Raw genomic sequence first — 19,161 nt, 5'->3', positions numbered from 1 at the left:
CATGGACGGGATTACTTCTTCATCTGGTTGGCTTTCTCGACGGCTTCGTCGATTGAACCGACCATGTAGAAGGCCTGTTCCGGCAATTCGTCGTATTCACCAGCCAAAATGCCCTGGAAGCCACTGATGGTGTCTTTCAGCGAAACATACTTGCCTGGTGAACCAGTGAACACCTCAGCTACGAAGAACGGCTGCGACAAGAAGCGCTGGATTTTACGCGCCCGAGATACGGCTAGCTTGTCTTCATCAGACAGCTCATCCATACCCAGAATGGCGATGATATCCTTAAGCTCTTTATAGCGCTGAAGAACGTTCTGCACACCGCGAGCGGTGGCATAGTGCTCTTCACCGACAACCAGCGGATCCAGCTGGCGCGACGTGGAGTCGAGCGGATCGATCGCCGGGTAAATACCCAGTTCGGCGATAGAACGCGCCAATACCACGGTCGCATCCAGGTGGGAGAAGGTGGTCGCCGGCGACGGATCGGTCAAGTCATCCGCGGGCACGTATACGGCCTGTACGGAAGTGATTGAACCGGTTTTCGTCGAGGTAATACGCTCCTGCAGAACGCCCATCTCTTCAGCCAGCGTCGGCTGATAACCTACCGCTGACGGCATACGGCCAAGCAGTGCCGATACTTCGGTACCTGCCAGGGTATAGCGGTAGATGTTATCGACGAACAGCAGTACGTCGCGGCCTTCATCACGGAATTTCTCAGCGATGGTCAGGCCCGTCAGCGCCACGCGCAAACGGTTACCCGGCGGCTCGTTCATCTGACCGTAAACCAGCGATACCTTATCGATAACGTTGGATTCAGTCATTTCGTGATAGAAGTCGTTACCCTCACGCGTACGCTCACCAACACCGGCGAATACAGAGTAGCCGCTGTGCTCAGTGGCGATGTTGCGGATAAGCTCCATCATGTTAACGGTTTTACCCACACCGGCGCCGCCGAACAGGCCAACTTTACCACCCTTCGCAAACGGGCAGACCAAGTCGATAACCTTGATACCGGTTTCCAGCAGCTCGTTAGAGGCTGCCTGGTCGGCATAGCTCGGTGCTTTACGGTGAATCGGCATACGCTCTTGCTCACCGATCGGTCCTGCTTCATCGATCGGCTCGCCGAGTACGTTCATAATACGGCCCAGCGTTTCCTTACCTACCGGTACGGAAATAGCAGCACCTGTGCTGGTCGTTGCCATGCCACGCTTCAAGCCCTCAGTGGAGCCCATGGCGATGGTGCGCACCACGCCGTCGCCCAGCTGCTGCTGGACTTCGAGGATAGTCTCAACATCGGAGACCTTCAGCGCGTCGTAGACCTTGGGCACAGAGTCCCGCGGAAACTCTACGTCAATCACCGCGCCGATGATTTGTACGATACGTCCGCTCATCTTGGTTCCTCTCTAAAACCTGCAAATGAAACCTGTCTGCCGGGAGCCGCTTAAAAGAGTCGGCTCCCTAGGCGTTATACGGCAGCAGCGCCGCCGACGATCTCAGAAATTTCCTGGGTAATGGCAGCCTGACGGGCCTTGTTATAAACCATCTCCAGATCGTCGATCAGGCCGCCTGCGTTGTCGGTGGCACTTTTCATAGCGATCATTCGAGCGGCTTGTTCACAAGCGCCATTTTCCACTACCGCCTGATACACCTGCGATTCGATGAAACGAACCAACAGGCTATCGAGCAACGCCTTGGCATCCGGTTCATACAGGTAGTCCCAGCTTCCGGGACGGGCGTTTTCGTCGTCTTGCTCAGCGTCTGCGCCCATATCGGGCGACAGGGGAAGAAGCTGACGAACCACTGGCTTTTGCGTCATGGTGTTCACAAACTCGTTGTGCACCACGTACAGCCGGTCGAGACGTCCTTCGTCGTACGCTTCGAGCATGACCTTAATACTGCCAATCAAGCCTTCTACCGTCGGGGCTTCACCTAATCCACTTTTCGCTGCGACCAAATTACCGCCGTAATTGCGGAAAAAGGTGCTCGCCTTGGCGCCAAGCGCACAAAAATCCTGCTCGACACCTTGCTGTTTCCAGCTAACGGCTTCTTTCAGTAAGGCTTTGAAAAGATTGTGGTTCAAACCACCGCACAGACCGCGGTCAGTGGATACCACAATGTAGCCAACACGCTTAACCTCGCTACGCTCGACCATATAGTCGTGCCTGTACTCAGGGTTCGCGTTGGCTAAGTGGCCAACCACATTACGGATCTGCTTAGCGTAAGGCTGACTAGCTCTCATCAGATCTTGCGCTTTACGCATTTTCGACGCAGCCACCATTTCCATGGCGCTGGTGATCTTCTGCGTATTTTTAATGCTCCCGATTTGGGTGCGTATCTCTTTTGCAGCTGCCATAGCGATCTACCCTTCGTTCGTGGCTCTCAGAAAGCATGCAAACCCGCCCATTAGGGGCGGGCCAGACATTACCAGCTCTGAGTCGCCTTGAACTTCTCGAGACCCGACTTCAAGCTGTCTTGAATCTCACCGTTGTAGTCGCCGCTCTGGTTGATCTTGTCGAGGAGATCAGCGTGTTCAGACTTCATGTAGTCGTGCAGGGCACGCTCAAAGTCCAACACTTTGTTGACTTCGACATCGTCCAGATAACCTTCGTTGGCGGCGTACAGCGAAAGCGCCATTTCAGCTACCGACATCGGCGAGTACTGGTTCTGCTTCATCAACTCGGTCACACGCTGACCGTGTTCGAGCTGCTTACGCGTGGCTTCATCAAGGTCAGACGCGAACTGCGAGAAGGCCGCCAATTCACGGTACTGAGCCAATGCCAGACGTACACTACCGCCCAGTTTCTTGATGATTTTAGTCTGCGCCGAACCACCGACACGAGAAACCGAGAGACCTGCGTTAATCGCCGGACGAATACCGGAGTTAAACAGGTTGGTTTCCAGGAAGATCTGACCATCGGTGATCGAGATCACGTTAGTCGGAACGAACGCAGAAACGTCGCCACCCTGGGTTTCGATGATAGGCAGTGCGGTTAAGGAACCGGTTTTGCCTTTCACTTCACCGTTGGTGAACTTCTCAACGTAGTCGACGTTAACGCGCGCAGCACGCTCAAGAAGACGTGAGTGGAGATAGAAAACGTCACCAGGATAAGCTTCACGGCCCGGCGGACGACGCAGCAGCAGCGATACCTGACGGTACGCAACGGCCTGCTTGGAAAGGTCGTCATACACGATGAGTGAGTTTTCGCCGCGGTCGCGGAAGTACTCGCCCATGGTGCAGCCAGAGTAAGGTGCCAGGAACTGCATCGGTGCCGGGTCGGCAGCGCCCGCCGCTACGACGATGGTGTGTTCCATTGCGCCGTGCTGTTCGAGCTTGCGCACCACGTTGGCAATGGTCGACTGCTTCTGACCAATCGCTACGTAGACACAGGTCACGCCTTTGCCTTTCTGATTGATGATGGCATCAATGGCAATGGCGGACTTACCGATCTGACGGTCACCGATGATCAGCTCACGCTGACCACGGCCGATCGGCACCATGGCGTCGATAGACTTAAGACCGGTTTGAATCGGCTCATCAACGGATTGACGTGTGATAACACCCGGCGCCACTTTCTCGACGGCGTCGGTCATGGTGGTGTTGATGTCGCCTTTACCATCGATGGGATTACCCAGCGCGTCGACAACACGACCAATCAGCTCGGGGCCTACCGGCACTTCGAGAATACGACCGGTACACTTGGCGGTCATGCCCTCTTCGAGCTGCAGGTAGTCACCCAGCACGACGGCACCCACGGAGTCACGCTCCAGGTTGAGTACCATGCCAAAGATGCTGTTGGGGAATTCAATCATTTCACCAAACATCGCGTCTTCGAGGCCGTGAATTTTCACGATACCGTCGGAAACGGTGACGATGGTGCCCTGATTATGGGCTTCGGATGCGACGTCAAGCTTTTCAATTCGCTGCTTGATGATGTCGCTGATCTCGGAAGGATTCAGTTGCTGCATGCCATGTCCCTCAGACTCAAGCGGTTAGCGCGTCAGAAAGACGGTTCAATCGACCACGGACCGACCCGTCAATAACGGTATCGCCAGCACGTAGGATGACACCGCCAATCAGCGACTTGTCCACTTGAGTAGTAATAGAGATTTCGCGATTCAGACGTTTTTTAAGCGCGTTCGCTAGCTTCGTTTCTTGCTCGCTATCTAGCTGATAAGCAGAAGTGACATTCACTTCAACCCGCTGCTCGTGTTCGGCACGCAGGTGCTCGAACTGTTCAGCAATCGATGCCAGCGCCATCAGGCGACTTTGGTCAGCCAGGACAGTCAAAAACCGCTGTAAAGCGTCATCTTGTTGCTCAGGAATCAGCTCAACAAGCAGCGACACTTTTTGGTCGCTGTCTAGTTTTGGACTGCTTAACCGATGGCGAACGTTAACGTCTGCTACCGCAAAGCTTAAAAAACTCAGCGCTTGTGACCAGCTATCAAGCGCCTCATGATCACGCGCGTATTCAAACGCTGCCTTAGCGTAAGGACGAGCGACGGTCAGTAGTTCCGCCATGATTCACCTCCTTACAGTTCAGCAGCAAGCTCATCAAGTAACTTGCGATGGGCTTGTTCGTCGACCGACGCTTCAAGAACACGCTCGGCACCCATAACGGCGAGATAAGAGACCTGGGCACGAAGTTCATCTTTAGCGCGATTCACTTCTTGCTCAATCTCGGAACGTGCGCTCGCTACAAGGCGTTCGCCTTCGGCGCGGGCCTGTTCGCGGGCTTCTTCAACTATCTGGGCAGAGCGCTTATTGGCCTGCTCAAGAATTTGAGAAGCTTGCTCCTTGCTTTCACGCAGCGTTTGTTCCGCCCGCTCTTGAGCAAGCTCAAGGTCGCGGTTAGCGCGGCTGGCTGCGTCCAAGCCATCAGCAATTTTTTTCTGACGCTCATGAAGCGCGTTGCTGATCGGAGGCCACACATACTTTAAGCAAAACCAGACAAAGATCGCGAAGGCGATCGTCTGCCCGATTAGCGTCATGTTGATATTCACAGGAATGTACCTCTGACAAGTTCGTGGCGACCGGAGTGAAACAAAACCGAGCGTTTAACGCTCGGCTGAGCTGTCATTAACCGGCAACAACGAAGATCAGGTACATTGCGATACCAACACCGATCATCGGAACCGCATCCAACAGACCTGCCATTAGGAAGGTTTTGGTTTGCAGTTGGTCGCCTAGTTCTGGCTGACGCGCTGTAGATTCAAGCAGCTTACCGCCCAAAATAGCGAAGCCAATGCCGGTACCTAGAGCGCCGAGACCGATCATGATGGAAGCGGCAATGTAGATAAGTTCCATGGTAATGCTCCTAGTTTTTCAAGTTTAAGGTCGAGGGTTGAGGTTAAGGGTTAATGTGTTGCAAGCATTGCTCGGGTTAGTGATGTTCGTGTGCAGCGCTTAGATACACCACGGATAGCACTGTAAAGATGAAGGCCTGAAGTACGACGATTAGGATATGGAAGATCGCCCACGGTACATCCAGCACCCAGATAGCCCAGAAGGGCAGCATAGCGATCAGAATGAAGATCACTTCCCCGGCGAACATGTTGCCGAAAAGACGCATTGCCAAGCTGAACGGTTTCACCAGCAGAGCAACGATTTCAAGTAGCAGGTTGAAGGGAATTAAGGCCCAGTGATTGAATGGGGTCAGTGACAGCTCTTTGGCAAAGCCACCCACGCCTTTCACTTTAAAGCTGTAGTAGAGAATTAACCCGAAGACACCTAATGCTAACCCTAGCGTAGCGTTCACATCGGTGGTGGGCACAATTTTCATGTAGTCCACGCCTAGCTTACTGAACAGCACCGGGAAGTAATCGACCGGGATAATTTTTAACGTGTTCATGAACAGAATCCACACGAACAGCGTCAGGGCCAGTGGCGCGATAAGCGGATTATGGCCTTTGAAGGTCCCTTTGATCATGTCTTCAACGAATTCGACGACCATTTCTACTGCGTTTTGCAGACCGCCGGGGACACCAGTGGTGGCCATTTTTCCCGCTTTGCGGAAAATCCAGATAAACAGCAGCCCCATGGCAATTGACCAGCCCATGGTATCCAAGTGAATGGCCCAAAAGCCCATTTCACTGGCTTCTTCCGCCGAATGCGCCAGCGACCAGCCATTAACAGGGTGGTTACCAAACGTCAGGTTCTGCAAGTGGTGCTGGATATAGTAAGTCGAAGAGACTTCGTTTCCTGCGGCCATGGATGTGTCACCTCAATTAGTTGTGCGATCTCTAGGCATTAACCAGGGCGTGAGCCAATGCGTTAGAACAACCGCGACGTAAGCGTAAAAAAATAAAGCGGGGTTTGAGGGGGGCGCTACTACAAACACTGCAACAAACAGTGCCACCGTCAAACCAAACTTGCCTGCTTCAGCACGAAATAAGTGAATAGCTCCTCGTGTTCGGCGCTTGGCGTGAAAAATACCCATTCGCTGAATAAAAAACGCGTGGGGCAAAAGCGCGACTAAGGCTCCCAGCAATACAGATAGCAAACCTTCCGCTTGCCCGAGTATGTAGCCAAGCAACATGCCCACGAATGTAACGATCAACTGCGCGATGGTAAGTCGAACGATATAGGCTCTTCGCCGCTGGGTTTCGTATCGCTGCATAGCTTTCTAAATAGCTCTCTGACATAGCGCTCTGAAAAAATACCCAGCGTTTACATAAAAATCGTTATATCTCGACAAGCGTATTCCTAGACAATCACAGGCAACCTGCACAAATCTTGCGCGATTATAGGGAAGCGCTATCACACCTTCAACCGAAGTCGCACCGATTTTGCTCGTTAAGGGGTCGATTTGCGACCAAAGAGGGAAAACGTGGTTACTTCTTACGCGATATTGAATAGCCTGCTATTTAATATGATTTAAGATTCCATCCAATTCTTCCAGGCTGGTATAGCGAATCGTTAATTTACCTTTGCCTTTTTGGCCATGATCAATAGAGACGGGCGCGCCAAGTAACTCGCCAAGATGGGTTTCCAGTTTTGCCACATCGGGCTGTTTGTTTGGACGGCTAGGCGTTTTGATGGGCGCTTGGCTGGTCTGCACTTTTTTCACCAGCGCTTCGGTTGCCCGAACGGTCATGTCGTTATTGACCACTTCATGGGCCACTTGCCGCTGCTGGGCGCTATTTAACGTTAGCAACGCCCGCGCATGGCCCATATCCAAATCGCCACGTTCAAGCAGGGTTTGTACTTCGGGATCTAGCGCCAGCAGGCGCAGCAGATTAGCCACTTGAGTGCGCGATTTACCCACCGCGTCGGCTATTTGCTGCTGAGTAAGCTCGAACTCTTCACCAAGGCGCTTGAGTGCCATGGCTTCTTCAATAGCGTTTAGATTTTCACGCTGAATGTTTTCGATTAACGCCAGTGCCAAAGCGACTTCATCGCTGACATCGCGAATAACGGCCGGAATAACGTCCAGCTCAGCCAGCTGTGCGGCACGCCAGCGGCGCTCACCGGCAATAATTTCGTAGCGGTCGACGCCGATCGGGCGCACCACGATAGGCTGCATAACGCCCTGGGCGCGAATAGAATCTGCCAGCTCTTCTAACGCTTCAGGCTGAATATCGCGGCGCGGCTGATATTTACCCCGCGTTAGTTGTCCTAACGGGAGGCGCTCAAGGCGATCTTCGGTAACATCTTCAGCCGCGGCGCTACGCGCGGCGTCAGAAAGCTCCAACGGGGTGCCGCTACCTGCAAGTTCTAGGCTGTCACGGCGACGGGCACCGGCACCAATCAGAGCATCCAGGCCACGTCCCAGCGCGGGTTTACGCGTCATTCGCTTTCCCTCATTTTTTCAGCGCCCCTTTTTTGAATTGAAGAGTTGAAGTGAAGAGTGGTTATAGTGAAAGACGACGAATCATCTCTTTCGCCAACACACGATAGGCCTGGCTACCCCGGGAGAACCGGGCATATTGCGTCACGGGTAACCCGTGACTTGGTGCTTCGGCAACTTTTACGTTGCGGGGTATGGTGGTTTTTAACAGCATGTCGCCAAAGTAGTCACGCAGTTGCTTATCCACTTCCCGCGTTAAGCTGGTGCGCTTGTCGTACATGGTGCGCAAAATACCTGCAATCGCTAGGTCAGGATTCACATTTTGCTTAATCTGTTCAACGGTATCGAGCAGTGCTGATAACCCTTCCAGGGCATAGAATTCACACTGTAGAGGGATCAATACGCTATCAGAAGCCGTTAACGCATTCACGGTGAGCATGTTCAACGAGGGTGGGCAGTCAATAAGCACCACATCGTACTCACTGGAGACCGAGGCAAGCGCGGTGGTTAAGCAGCTTTCACTTTTCTCGCGATCCAATAGCTCGACTTCGGCGGCAGTGAGATCACCGTTACCCGGCAGAACGTCATACTTTACCGCCAGGTCTTTAACGATGGTCTCAGCAGCCGTTGCTTCACCTAGCAGTACATCCAGCACGCTTTTGTCGAGCTCGTATTTATCGATGCCGCTGCCCATGCTGGCATGGCCTTGAGGGTCAAGATCCACCAGCAGCACGCGACGATCGAGTCCAGCGAGGCTAGCCGCCAGGTTAACGGCTGAGGTGGTCTTGCCCACACCGCCTTTTTGGTTGGTCAGGGCAATGATCTGGCTCACTTACTCAACTCCTTCCTGGGGTCAGAATCAACATTCAGCTTTCAAGATTAATAACTGCCGCTGGGCCGTTTCAAAAGGCACTTCCAGCAGGTGACGCTTATGTAAACAAATACCGGCAGGCAATTCGCGTAACTCATCGTCAGCGCCCGGTCCTTTCATGGCCAGCCATTGACCATCGGCACTCGGTAACTGGCGAGTCAAGGTGACAAAATCCACCAAGCTGGCAAACGCTCTCGAAATCACCTGATCAAACGTGGCGGCTTGAAACTGCTCTACCCGCGCCTGAACAGGCGTTACGTTTTTAAGACCAAGCTCCATTACCGCTTGGCGCTGAAAACGGACTTTTTTGCCATTGCTGTCCAGCAACGTGACGTCTAGTTGGGGGGCCAAAATAGCCAACACTAAACCGGGTAAACCTGGGCCCGCCCCCACATCCAACAGCCGCGGCCCTTGCACATAGGGCAGTACTACGGCGCTGTCCAGCACATGGCGCGACACCATTTCGTCTACATCGCGCACCGCTGTGAGGTTATAAGCCCGGTTCCACTTGTGCAACAGTGCCAATAAGCCTAGCAGTTGCTCGCGCTGATGGTCGTCAACGCTGATAGCCAACTGGCTAAGCCCTTGGTCGAGACGTAGCGCAACGCTTGCAGGCAGAGTTTTTAACAGTGGGTTCAACGAACTCATCCGTTAACTACCTCTGCCGCGGCGACTAACCGGCGCTTTTTCAGATGCACCAGCAAAATAGACACAGCCGCTGGCGTGACACCCGAGATACGCGCCGCATGAGCAAGCGTTTCCGGCCGTGCTTCAGCCAGCTTTTGGCGAATTTCGATGGATAGCCCCTCTATTTTCAAATAGTCCAGCTCGGCAGGCAGCACCGTTCCTTCATGGCGTTTTAGCTTGTCAATCTCATCCTGCTGGCGATCAATATAGCCTTGATACTTGGCCTGGATTTGCACCTGTTCGGCAACCGCTGGATCGGTAACCAGCGTGCCTTCGATGCCGGGTAGATTGGCCAAATCGCTATAGTTCAGCTCAGGACGTTTAAGCAAGTCACTCAGACGATATTCACGCGTGAGCACCGCACCGGTAGTTTCCGCCACCTGTGCCGCAGCCGGGCTACCTGGCTGGATCCAAATGGTGTCCAGACGTGCGCTCTCTTGCTCAATGGCTTCGCGCTTTTGACTAAACGCGGCCCAGCGTTCGTCATTGACGAGGCCTAATTCGCGGCCAGCTTCGGTTAAGCGCAAATCTGCATTGTCTTCACGCAGCAGCAAGCGGTATTCCGCCCGCGAGGTAAACATGCGGTACGGCTCTTTGGTACCCATGGTGATCAGGTCGTCGACCAGTACGCCGAGATAGGCTTCATCGCGGCGGGGATACCAAGCGTCTAGCTCTTGAGCGCGGCGTGCGGCATTCAAGCCTGCTAGCAAACCTTGAGCACCGGCTTCTTCGTAACCAGTGGTGCCGTTAATCTGACCAGCGAAAAACAGGTTGTGGATAAATTTTGTTTCCAGCGAGTGTTTTAAGTCTCGCGGATCAAAAAAGTCGTACTCGATAGCATAGCCAGGCCGGGTGATATGGGCATTTTCCAGGCCTTTGATCGTACGCACGACTTGAATCTGCACGTCAAACGGCAGCGAGGTCGAGATACCGTTGGGGTAAAGCTCGTGGGTATCCAGGCCTTCGGGTTCGATGAACACCTGATGGCTGGATTTATCGGCAAAGCGATGAACCTTGTCTTCGATCGATGGGCAATAACGCGGCCCAATTCCTTCGATCACACCGGAGTACATCGGCGAGCGATCAAGGTTCGCCAGAATCAGATCGTGGGTTTGCTGATTGGTGTGAGCAATGTGGCAACTCACCTGCCGAGGGTGCATTTCCCGTGACCCCATGTAGGACATGACCGGTGTAGGGCTGTCACCGGGTTGTTCTTCCAACTGGGAAAAATCCACGGTTTTGGCATTAATACGCGGCGGTGTGCCGGTTTTCAGCCGATCGACACGAAATGGCAGCGCACGCAGCCGTTCGGCCAGTGCGTTGGAAGGCGGATCACCTGCTCGACCACCCTTGCTTTGATCCAAGCCAATGTGAATCACACCACCCAAAAATGTGCCGGTACACAGCACGACACTTTCAGCATGGAAGCGAATACCGGTTTCCGTGACAACGCCACGCACGGTGTCGTTATCCACAATGAGATCACCAGCAGCCTGCTGGAAGATCGTCAAGTTGGGCTGGTTTTCCAGCATACCGCGGATAGCGGATTTATAGCGGATGCGGTCAGCCTGGGCACGGGTTGCCCGAACGGCAGGCCCTTTGCGGGCATTGAGCACGCGAAACTGGATGCCACCTAAATCCGTGGCAAGCCCCATGGCGCCGCCCAGCGCATCGATTTCCTTAACCAAATGGCTTTTGCCGATGCCGCCAATCGCGGGGTTACACGACATTTGGCCCAGGGTTTCGATGTTGTGGGTGAGCAGCAGGGTCTGACAGCCCATACGAGCAGAGGCCAATGCGGCTTCAGTTCCCGCATGGCCACCGCCGATGACAATCACGTCAAAGCGGTCGGGATAATTCAAGAGGCACCTCGTCTTGCGCCTTTCGGCACGGATGATGTGGCCAGTGCAGTTCTCAAACATGGCCACCTTAGATCAATGAGCCGGCAAGTATAAACCCCCTGTGGGTAACCGTCAGGTTTTTCCACATCCCAAATCACCAACCCTCCGTTATTAATAACAACATAAATATAAAATAAGAGAAGTTCTGTAAATGTTGTAATTACTAGTGTGGACAATTTCTGTGCATAAGCGATTTATTCTTAATAATTTCATGCTCTTATATTGTTGACTTCTACATGTTTGAAGGCGGGAGTGCCTGGGTAGAAGGGGTGCTAAGCCTGTGGATGGAATAGTGCTTTATCCACAGTTTCAATAAAGCACGGCTTATCCACCGGCCAGTACCTGGGTTGTTACCGCACCTGTGAACAACCACCGATCAATGTGGAGCTAACGCTAAGCGACGTACATGGTAGGCCTTACGGAGATAAAACCGATCAATGTAAAAAAAGTTTATCCACAGGCAAAAAAATGGCCTGTCGTGTCGACAGGCCAGTAAAAAAGCGTAATTCAGAGCAAATTAGCGGTTATTTTAACGCGTAAAAAGGGCTCAATTTAATGTTTGAGTACGCGAGCAAGGAAGGATTGAGTACGTTCGTGTTGAGGAGAATCGAACAGTTTTTCAGGGTGGCCCTGCTCTGTAATCTCGCCTTTATGGATAAAAATCACCCGGTCGGCGACCTCGCGGGCAAAGCCCATTTCATGGGTGACAATCACCATGGTCATGCCCTCTTTGGCCAGCTCGCGCATGGCATCCAGCACTTCGCCGATCATTTCCGGGTCAAGCGCCGATGTGGGCTCGTCAAACAGCATCAGGCGGGGTTCCATCGCCAGGGCGCGGGCGAGTGCGACGCGCTGCTGTTGACCGCCTGAGAGCTGGCTGGGGTACTTGTCGGCCTGGTCGGCGATACCTACCCGGTCAAGCAAGCGTTTGGCGTTGCTGACTGCGTCGTCACGGCTTAAACCACGCACTTTCATCGGCGCCAGAGTGACATTATCGATCACGCTGAGATGGGGAAAGAGATTGAATTGCTGAAACACCATACCCACTTCGGTACGGATGGTTTGCAGCGCTTTAGTGCTCTTGCCGTGCGGTAATAGTTCGTTGCTGTCGACCACCAGACTGCCGGACTGAAACTCTTCCAAGCCGTTAATACAGCGAATTAGTGTGGATTTGCCTGAGCCACTGGCACCGATAATCACCACCACTTCACCAGGCACAATCGTCAGATCAATATCGTTGAGTACGTGCAGACTGCCAAAGTGTTTATTGAGCTGCTGCATACGCACAATTGGTTGCGTTGTGTTGCTCATTGTCTCGCTCATTGCGCGTGTCCTTATTGTCCGGCCAGGCCTCTGCGCTCGAGTTGACGCAGGATGATGGAGAGAGTCCAGGTGATTGCCAGGTACATCAGGGCGACCATGAAGTAGACCTCAAGCGCCGTAAAGGTGGTGGCGATATAGATCTGCCCCTGACGCACTAGCTCACCGACGCCTATCACTGAAAACAGTGAGGTGTCTTTGATGCTGATGATGCCCTGGTTACCGAGGGGAGGAATCATGCGCCGAAACGCCTGGGGCCAGATAACGTAGCGAAATGCTTGAGTGCGGGAGAGCCCTAGGGAGAGTGATGCTTCACCCTGGCCGCGTTCAATTGATTGCACACCGCCGCGCACAATTTCTGAAATGTAAGCACCGGAATTAACCGCGATCGCAGCAATACCGGCGACCAGCGCGTTAATTGGGCTACCTAATAGTTGCGGCAAGCCGTAAAAAATAAACAGTACTTGTACCAGGATAGGCGTGCCGCGAAATACTTCGACGTAAACGATGGCCGGCCAGCGTAGCCAACGCAGGCGGCTAATACGTAATAGGCCAAAGAATATTCCGATAAAGAATCCGATGGCGAGACCGCCAAACGAGATAAGCAGCGTCCAGGGAATACCCGGCAGCAGGTAAGGGATAGACCCAAACGCTGCCGACCAATCAAACTGAAAATTGACGTCCACGCGTAGACTCCTGAAACAAAAAAGCAGATGACAAAAAACACATGAGAAATGCAGCAGGGCCGGGGGTTGTGGCCACCCGGCCCTGTAACAGCGTTACGCTAATAGAGAGCTTTTATACTCACTCTTCGCTAGGCGCTTCACCAAACCACTTGGTATAGATCTCATCGTAGGTGCCATCTTCGCGCATGGCGGCCAGCGCTTCGTTAGTCGGCTCTACCCACTCACTGCCTTTGTGGAACACGATGCCGTACTGCTGACCTTCATACAGAGGGCCAACAACCTTGGTACGGCCTTCACCGCGAGTTTGCGAGAAGTAAGAGACGTTAGGGGCATCATAGAGCACGGCGTCGACGTTGCGGCCTAGCAGCGCCATGTACATGTCGGCAGTCCCTGGGAAAGGGGTGATGTCAGCATCTTCGCCGAGTTCTTGCTGAAGGTAGTCATAACTGGTGGAACCAATTTTGGTACCGACGGCGAGGTCTTGGAGGTCTTCTAGTGTCTCGACGCTGTCGTTATCGGCGCGGACAATGATGCGTAAACCTGAATCGTAGTAGGGGTCGGAGAAGTCAACGACTTCAGAGCGCTCGTCAGTGATGGTGGTACCGGCGATGGCTATCTCTTGACTACCCGTTTGCACGGCGGGAATGATGCCGGAGAATTCCATGGTTGTCAGGTTGACTTCAAAGCCTGCACGTTCGGCGACTTCGTTGATGATATCCATATCGAAGCCGACCATTTCGCCGGTCTCTTGATCCATCATTTCAAACGGCACAAAGCTTGGGTCAGTGGCCACGTTCACCGATGGCGTTTGGGCCATGGCGGCAGTGGCGCTGCCCAATCCCAGTGCGAGAGCGAGTGTGGTTTTGGTTAGGCTGAGTGGTAGTGCTACTTTCATAAGTTTCCCCGTGCTTTATGTGGCTAGTAGCGGGTTTCCGAACAATGTATGGCGTTCGAATACCCTTTTTAGCCGTTATTGACCTATCAACCTTGGCGAGAAACCGTCAGGGCGTCAAGTCACGGGGAGCGTCGTGGGCCAACGCTGTTTAGACCATAAAGGAAGCGCCGCAGCCGCAGGTGGTGGTGGCATTGGGATTTTGAACGCGAAAACGCGCGCCCGCTAAGCCTTCCTCGTAGTCGACCGTGGAGCCCACCAGATACTGGTAAGAGAGGGGGTCGACGACCAGCGCGGCCTCACCGAACTCAATCACAGTGTCATCGTCGGCGACATTGTCAGCAAAGTCGAAGCCGTATTGAAAACCTGAACAGCCGCCGCCGGTCACGTAGACCCGTAGTTTCAGGGATGGGTTATTCTCTTCTGCAATCAGCGCATTGATGCGTTTGCGCGCGCTATCAGAGAGCAGTAGTGGGGTTGGAACAAAGGCTTCTGCACCGCTCATGGGTACCTCCCGCGAGCTTAAAGAACGAATAAATCGGCATTGGGGGGTGATTATGGGTAATTCCCAGCAAATTGGTCAACTATTGTGTTGGTATATCAAGCAGAGGGCAGCTCGCCGAGGAGGCGCTGTGAATCCTTCCATGGACGCTACATTTGCCATCCCTGGCAAATGACCTCCTCTCTGAGCTGCCCTCTGCATGCTGATTTTGGTGAGGTATTTAAGGCATTAGGGCCGGGGCGGTGAGCCCAGTGTTCTCGTCAAAGCCAAACATCAGGTTGAGGTTTTGTATTGCTTGGCCCGAAGCACCTTTGACCAGGTTATCGATCACCGATAGCACCACGACCGTGTTGCCATTGCCGGGGCGATGGACTGCTAGGCGGCAGGTATTGATGCCTTTGACGCTGCGCGTCTCTGGGTGACTTCCAGCAGGCATCACATCGACAAAGGGTTCGTTAGCGTAGCGCTGCTCAAATAGAGCCTGCAGATCGCCGGGCTCAGTGGTGAGCTGGCCGTAAAGTGTGGCGTGAATGCCGCGGATCATCGGCGTTAAGTGGGGCACAAAGGTTAAACCCACCGTGGATTGCTGAATATCCCTAAGCCCTTGGCTAATTTCGGGTAGATGGCGGTGGCCCGAGGCGCCGTAGGCTTTCATCGACTCGCTGGCTTCAGCGAGAAGTGACCCTACTTTTGCGCCACGGCCTGCCCCGGTAACCCCGGATTTACAGTCAGCAATCAGTTGGCTTGGGTCGATCAGACCTGCTTCCAACAGCGGTAGATAGCCTAATTGAACGGCCGTGGGGTAGCAGCCGGGCACGGCAATTAAGCGTGCGTTTTTGATTTTTTCCCGATGCATTTCCGGTAGGCCGTATACCGCCTCTTGCAACAATTCCGGCGCGCCGTGGGCCTGGTCGTACCAGCGGCTCCACTCGTAGGCATCGCGCAGCCGGAAGTCGGCCGACAGATCAATTACCCGAGTGCCATTTTCGAGCAGCTCACCTGCTAGGGTGTGGGCAACGCCGTGGGGTGTGGCAAAAAATACCGCATCCATGGCCCCCAGCTGTTTGGCATCCGGCTCGCTAAACGCTAGCGTGTCGTAATGGCCGCGCAGGTTGGGGTACATATCGCACACCTTGACGCCTGTTTCCGAGCGCGAAGTAATCGCGGCTACCTCGACGTGGGGATGCTGGGCAAGTAGCCGCAGTAATTCAACGCCGGTATAACCGGTACCGCCAACAATGCCGACCTTAATCACAAATCACTCCTTGCGGATTGCGCCAAACGTTTTTAATGAAACAGTTTTACAGCCTAAGCGGATTGCTGCGGGCTGTCGAAGTGTATCGGGCTATGATACACAAGAGGGTAGATAGATAAGAACATTAAGAAGACCAAAACAAGGCAGGTCGCTGTGGCGCGTTTTTCCAGATCGGATTTTACCTTAGAAAGTTTTCGTCGTCAGTTGGCCAACGTCGACGCCTTGCCGCAACTCTGCTTGCTGGGCCTTGTCTCGGGGATTATTACCGGTGCGGTGATGGTGGCGTTTCGGCTGCTGTTGGAAGCAGGGGCCACGTTCTATATGGCGGAGGGCGACCCAGAGGCGTTTGAAAATATGACGCCCTGGTTACGTGCGCTGCTACCCATGCTGGCGGTGACGTTAGTGGGCGTGCTGTTGTATCGGCAAAAACCGTCAGCGCGCAAACTGGGCGTGGGTCATGTGATTGAGCGACTCACCTATCACCAAGGGCGTTTTCCGCTGCGTAACTGGTTGAATCAGTGGTGGGTCGGGGTGGTGGTGGTGTTAGGTGGCCTCTCTGCAGGTCGTGAGGGGCCGGCGATTCACTTGGGAGCCGCAGCGGCCAGTGGTCTCGGCCAGCAGATTCGCTTACCCAATAACAGCCTAAGAGTGCTGGTGGCCTGTGGCACTGCAGCCGCCATTTCCGCTTCCTTTAATACGCCGATTGCCGGGGTGATCTTCGCCATGGAAGTGGTGATGATGGAGTATACATTGATGAGCTTTATGCCCGTCATCCTGGCCTCCACCATGGGTGCGCTGGTGGCGCAGTTGGCTTACGGTAATGAACCAGCGTTTCGCATTCCCGAAGTGGCTCTGGGGTCGTTGATCAATCTTCCGTGGATCGTGCTGACGGGGTTGGTGATTGGCTTGCTAGCGGGTCTCTTTATCCATATTTCCCGCAGTCAGCGAATTATGGACTGGCCGCTTTGGGTACGTCTTGGATTGGTCGGAGTGGCGACTGGCGCCGTTGCCTGGTGGTTCCCCCAGGTGCAGGGCATCGGTTATGACAGCGTGGCGGCAGCGCTCAATAATCAGTTGGAAATTAAAGTACTGCTGGCGCTGATGATTGCCAAACTACTGCTAACGGCGCTGACCGTTGCTGGCGGTGTGCCCATCGGCATTATTGGCCCGGTGCTGGTGGTGGGAGCGGCTACAGGCGCGCTGTTTGGAATGCTGGGAGGCTGGATGTGGCCAGACAAAGCCGCTGACCCGGGGATTTACGCCATGCTAGGTATGGCGGCAATGATGGGGGCCGTTCTGCAAGCTCCTCTTGCGGCGCTGATGACGCTTTTGGAGTTAACCCATACGCCGAGTATCATGCTTCCTGGAATGCTGGCGGTGGTGGTTGCGTGTTTGACGTCACGGCAGTTAACCGGCTGTGAAGGGTTCTTTATCAGCACGGTGCGTTATGGGCTGCATCCGCTTCAGCAGCCGTTGATGCAAGCGCTTTCACGGGTTTCGGTGCCGGCGGTGATGGAGCGTCAATTGGTGCGTACTGAGCGGATGATAACCCCTGACCAGGCGCGCCACCTGCTGGAAACAAACCCGGTGTGGTTGGTGATTGAGCGCTCCAGTGAGGAAAAACCGGTACTGGCACTCAAAGCCGCTGAACTGGCGCGTTGGTTACTTGAACACGATGAAGCGTTGCAGGGTAAAGAACCGCCCGAGGATGAATTGATTGATCTGCTGGAAATTCCTGGGCAGCGTTTGGAATTGGCACCGATTGGCTTGCAAGCAACGCTTTCCGAGGCTTTTTTGAAGCTACAGGATAACGCGCTGGGGGCACTCTATGTGGTGCACGGTTACCGCCCTAAACAGCAGCGTATTTCAGGTATTATCACTCGTGGCGCCATTGAGCGTTATTATCACTATACAGATCCCCGTGGCGCTGACCCTCGCGATAATTATTTACGAGAGCATGATTTACGAGCGAATGAGCCACGCGAAAAGGATTGACCATTTTAAGGAGCAACAATGTACCTATGGGTGAAGGCTATTCACTTAATGGCCGTGGTGACCTGGTTTGCGGCACTGTTCTATTTACCGCGTCTGTATGTGTACCACGCAACGGCGCGTGATAACGGTGATCATCAAGCAATAACGTATTTCAAAACCATGGAGCGTAAGCTTTATCGCGGCATTATGACGCCATCGATGATCTTGGTGCTGCTCTTCGGCGGCGGGATGCTCTTCTTGGTGCCCGAATGGTTTAGCCAGGGTTGGATGCACGCCAAGCTGGCGTTAGTGGCGGCATTGATCGCCTATCATCACGTTTGTTTGATCTATTTGAAGCAGTTTGCCCAAGATCGCTGTACCAAAGGTCATGTGTTTTTCCGCTGGTTTAACGAAGCGCCGGTGATTGCGCTGGTGGCGATTATTCTGCTTGCCGTTGTGAAGCCCTTTTGATGCGTCAACCGCTTTCCCCCGTGGTGTTGGTACTCGCCGGGCATGACCCGACGGGTGGCGCAGGGTTAATTGCCGACAGTGAAGCCATTGCGGCCTGTGGTGGTTGGGCGGTCACGATCCCCACTGCGCTGACGGTACAGAATTGTCATAATGTGACCCGCGTGATTCCTGCTGAGCCGACCGCGATGCGCCAAATGGCCGAGGCAATTAGCGAGATGCAGATCGCGGCGATTAAGATTGGTCTACTCGCTGACGAAGCTACGCTGCGCGCCGCGGAGCAAATCATTCGCCGCTTTCCCGGTATTCCCGTGGTAGCGGATCCGGTCTTTAAAGCCGGTGGCGGAACTGAGTTATCCACACCCGGTTTACGGCAACTGTTTATTGATCGCTTGCTACCGCTTGTGGATATCTTAACCCCCAATCGCGCTGAGTTGGCCCAACTTACCCCCGATATCATTACTCCTTTTGATGATACCGCTCGCGCGGTGGTACTGATGTCACAGGGGTGCCAAGCAATCCTGGTAACCGCTACAGATGAGCCGCTGCCGGGCAACGACCAGCAGGTAGTGAATACGTTGCACTCGCCGGATACCACCCGCCAGTGGCAGTGGCCACGTTTGCCCGAACGCTTTCATGGTTCTGGCTGCACGCTGGCATCGGCGCTTACTGCACGTCTTGCAGTTGGTGAGCGCTTACCAACTGCTTGTGAGCAGGCGCAGCACTTTACCTGGCAAAGCCTGTCACACGGCTATCAGCCGCCCAGTGGGCAGTGTTTGCCACATCGTTCCCCGCGCACTTCACGTTTTTGACCTTAT

General features: G+C 53.9%; 20 protein-coding genes. 3 read left to right on the top strand and 17 right to left on the bottom strand.

What is annotated here, in order from left to right:
• Positions 1–11 precede the first annotated feature (11 nt).
• The 17 genes from atpD to argC all read right to left on the bottom strand — a co-directional run bounded on the left by atpD (position 12) and on the right by argC (position 15,901).
• Positions 12–1,391: a F0F1 ATP synthase subunit beta gene (gene atpD / locus HUO07_RS06765; RefSeq protein WP_101145102.1), complete on the bottom strand. Its 1,380-nt coding sequence runs from the start codon at positions 1,389–1,391 to the stop codon at positions 12–14.
• A 74-nt stretch (positions 1,392–1,465) separates the two neighbouring features.
• Entirely contained in the window at positions 1,466–2,353 is an 888-nt protein-coding gene (gene atpG / locus HUO07_RS06760) for a F0F1 ATP synthase subunit gamma (protein ID WP_176302936.1), read from the bottom strand.
• A gap of 68 nt (positions 2,354–2,421) precedes the next feature.
• Positions 2,422–3,966, bottom strand: coding sequence for a F0F1 ATP synthase subunit alpha (atpA, locus tag HUO07_RS06755; protein ID WP_176302935.1), 1,545 nt, complete (start codon positions 3,964–3,966; stop codon positions 2,422–2,424).
• 16 nt (positions 3,967–3,982) lie between these two features.
• A complete protein-coding gene (locus tag HUO07_RS06750; protein WP_101145099.1) occupies positions 3,983–4,519 on the bottom strand; it encodes a F0F1 ATP synthase subunit delta in 537 nt (178 codons plus the stop codon).
• Positions 4,520–4,530: 11 nt separating this feature from the next.
• The gene (locus tag HUO07_RS06745; protein WP_022521052.1) at positions 4,531–5,001 is read right to left on the bottom strand and encodes a F0F1 ATP synthase subunit B; all 471 of its coding nucleotides are present in this window, start codon (positions 4,999–5,001) and stop codon (positions 4,531–4,533) included.
• Positions 5,002–5,077: 76 nt separating this feature from the next.
• Positions 5,078–5,305: a F0F1 ATP synthase subunit C gene (gene atpE / locus HUO07_RS06740; protein ID WP_022521051.1), complete on the bottom strand. Its 228-nt coding sequence runs from the start codon at positions 5,303–5,305 to the stop codon at positions 5,078–5,080.
• A gap of 76 nt (positions 5,306–5,381) precedes the next feature.
• Positions 5,382–6,209: a F0F1 ATP synthase subunit A gene (atpB, locus tag HUO07_RS06735; RefSeq protein WP_176302934.1), complete on the bottom strand. Its 828-nt coding sequence runs from the start codon at positions 6,207–6,209 to the stop codon at positions 5,382–5,384.
• Between the two features lie 12 nt (positions 6,210–6,221).
• Positions 6,222–6,617, bottom strand: a complete 396-nt coding sequence (locus HUO07_RS06730; RefSeq protein WP_176302933.1) for an ATP synthase subunit I — start codon at positions 6,615–6,617, stop codon at positions 6,222–6,224.
• A 243-nt stretch (positions 6,618–6,860) separates the two neighbouring features.
• Complete coding sequence (locus HUO07_RS06725) at positions 6,861–7,790, bottom strand: ParB/RepB/Spo0J family partition protein (protein ID WP_176302932.1); 930 nt, start codon at positions 7,788–7,790, stop codon at positions 6,861–6,863.
• 61 nt (positions 7,791–7,851) lie between these two features.
• The gene (locus tag HUO07_RS06720; protein ID WP_101145095.1) at positions 7,852–8,619 is read right to left on the bottom strand and encodes a ParA family protein; all 768 of its coding nucleotides are present in this window, start codon (positions 8,617–8,619) and stop codon (positions 7,852–7,854) included.
• A 27-nt stretch (positions 8,620–8,646) separates the two neighbouring features.
• Entirely contained in the window at positions 8,647–9,306 is a 660-nt protein-coding gene (rsmG, locus tag HUO07_RS06715; RefSeq protein ID WP_176302931.1) for a 16S rRNA (guanine(527)-N(7))-methyltransferase RsmG, read from the bottom strand.
• Positions 9,303–11,207: a tRNA uridine-5-carboxymethylaminomethyl(34) synthesis enzyme MnmG gene (mnmG, locus tag HUO07_RS06710; protein ID WP_176302930.1), complete on the bottom strand. Its 1,905-nt coding sequence runs from the start codon at positions 11,205–11,207 to the stop codon at positions 9,303–9,305. The genes rsmG and mnmG overlap by 4 nt, the downstream gene beginning before the upstream one ends.
• A gap of 591 nt (positions 11,208–11,798) precedes the next feature.
• A complete protein-coding gene (locus HUO07_RS06705) occupies positions 11,799–12,557 on the bottom strand; it encodes an amino acid ABC transporter ATP-binding protein (RefSeq protein WP_008959083.1) in 759 nt (252 codons plus the stop codon).
• Positions 12,558–12,580: 23 nt separating this feature from the next.
• Positions 12,581–13,252, bottom strand: a complete 672-nt coding sequence (locus HUO07_RS06700) for an amino acid ABC transporter permease (RefSeq protein ID WP_007112208.1) — start codon at positions 13,250–13,252, stop codon at positions 12,581–12,583.
• 118 nt (positions 13,253–13,370) lie between these two features.
• A complete protein-coding gene (locus HUO07_RS06695; RefSeq protein ID WP_176302928.1) occupies positions 13,371–14,147 on the bottom strand; it encodes a transporter substrate-binding domain-containing protein in 777 nt (258 codons plus the stop codon).
• A gap of 148 nt (positions 14,148–14,295) precedes the next feature.
• Positions 14,296–14,649 carry an iron-sulfur cluster insertion protein ErpA gene (erpA, locus tag HUO07_RS06690; protein ID WP_008959085.1) on the bottom strand — a complete coding sequence of 118 codons (354 nt, stop codon included), beginning with the start codon at positions 14,647–14,649 and terminating at the stop codon, positions 14,296–14,298.
• Positions 14,650–14,866: 217 nt separating this feature from the next.
• Positions 14,867–15,901, bottom strand: coding sequence for an N-acetyl-gamma-glutamyl-phosphate reductase (argC, locus tag HUO07_RS06685; protein WP_176302927.1), 1,035 nt, complete (start codon positions 15,899–15,901; stop codon positions 14,867–14,869).
• 153 nt (positions 15,902–16,054) lie between these two features.
• On the opposite strand from argC, the gene HUO07_RS06680 reads away from it, so the two are divergent.
• The 3 genes from HUO07_RS06680 to thiD are packed head-to-tail and all read left to right on the top strand — an operon-like array spanning position 16,055 to position 19,155.
• Positions 16,055–17,896 (top strand): chloride channel protein, encoded by a 1,842-nt coding sequence (locus HUO07_RS06680; protein WP_176302926.1) that lies wholly within the window; start codon positions 16,055–16,057, stop codon positions 17,894–17,896.
• Between the two features lie 18 nt (positions 17,897–17,914).
• The gene (gene hemJ, locus HUO07_RS06675; RefSeq protein ID WP_176302925.1) at positions 17,915–18,346 is read left to right on the top strand and encodes a protoporphyrinogen oxidase HemJ; all 432 of its coding nucleotides are present in this window, start codon (positions 17,915–17,917) and stop codon (positions 18,344–18,346) included.
• Positions 18,346–19,155, top strand: coding sequence for a bifunctional hydroxymethylpyrimidine kinase/phosphomethylpyrimidine kinase (gene thiD / locus HUO07_RS06670; RefSeq protein ID WP_176302924.1), 810 nt, complete (start codon positions 18,346–18,348; stop codon positions 19,153–19,155). The genes hemJ and thiD overlap by 1 nt, the downstream gene beginning before the upstream one ends.
• Positions 19,156–19,161 lie beyond the last annotated feature (6 nt).

It is taken from the genome of Vreelandella maris (assembly GCF_013371085.1).
Taxonomy (GTDB): domain Bacteria; phylum Pseudomonadota; class Gammaproteobacteria; order Pseudomonadales; family Halomonadaceae; genus Vreelandella; species Vreelandella maris.
The sequence above is the reverse complement of the archived record's forward strand: the minus strand, read 5'-3'. Positions and strand labels throughout refer to the sequence as shown.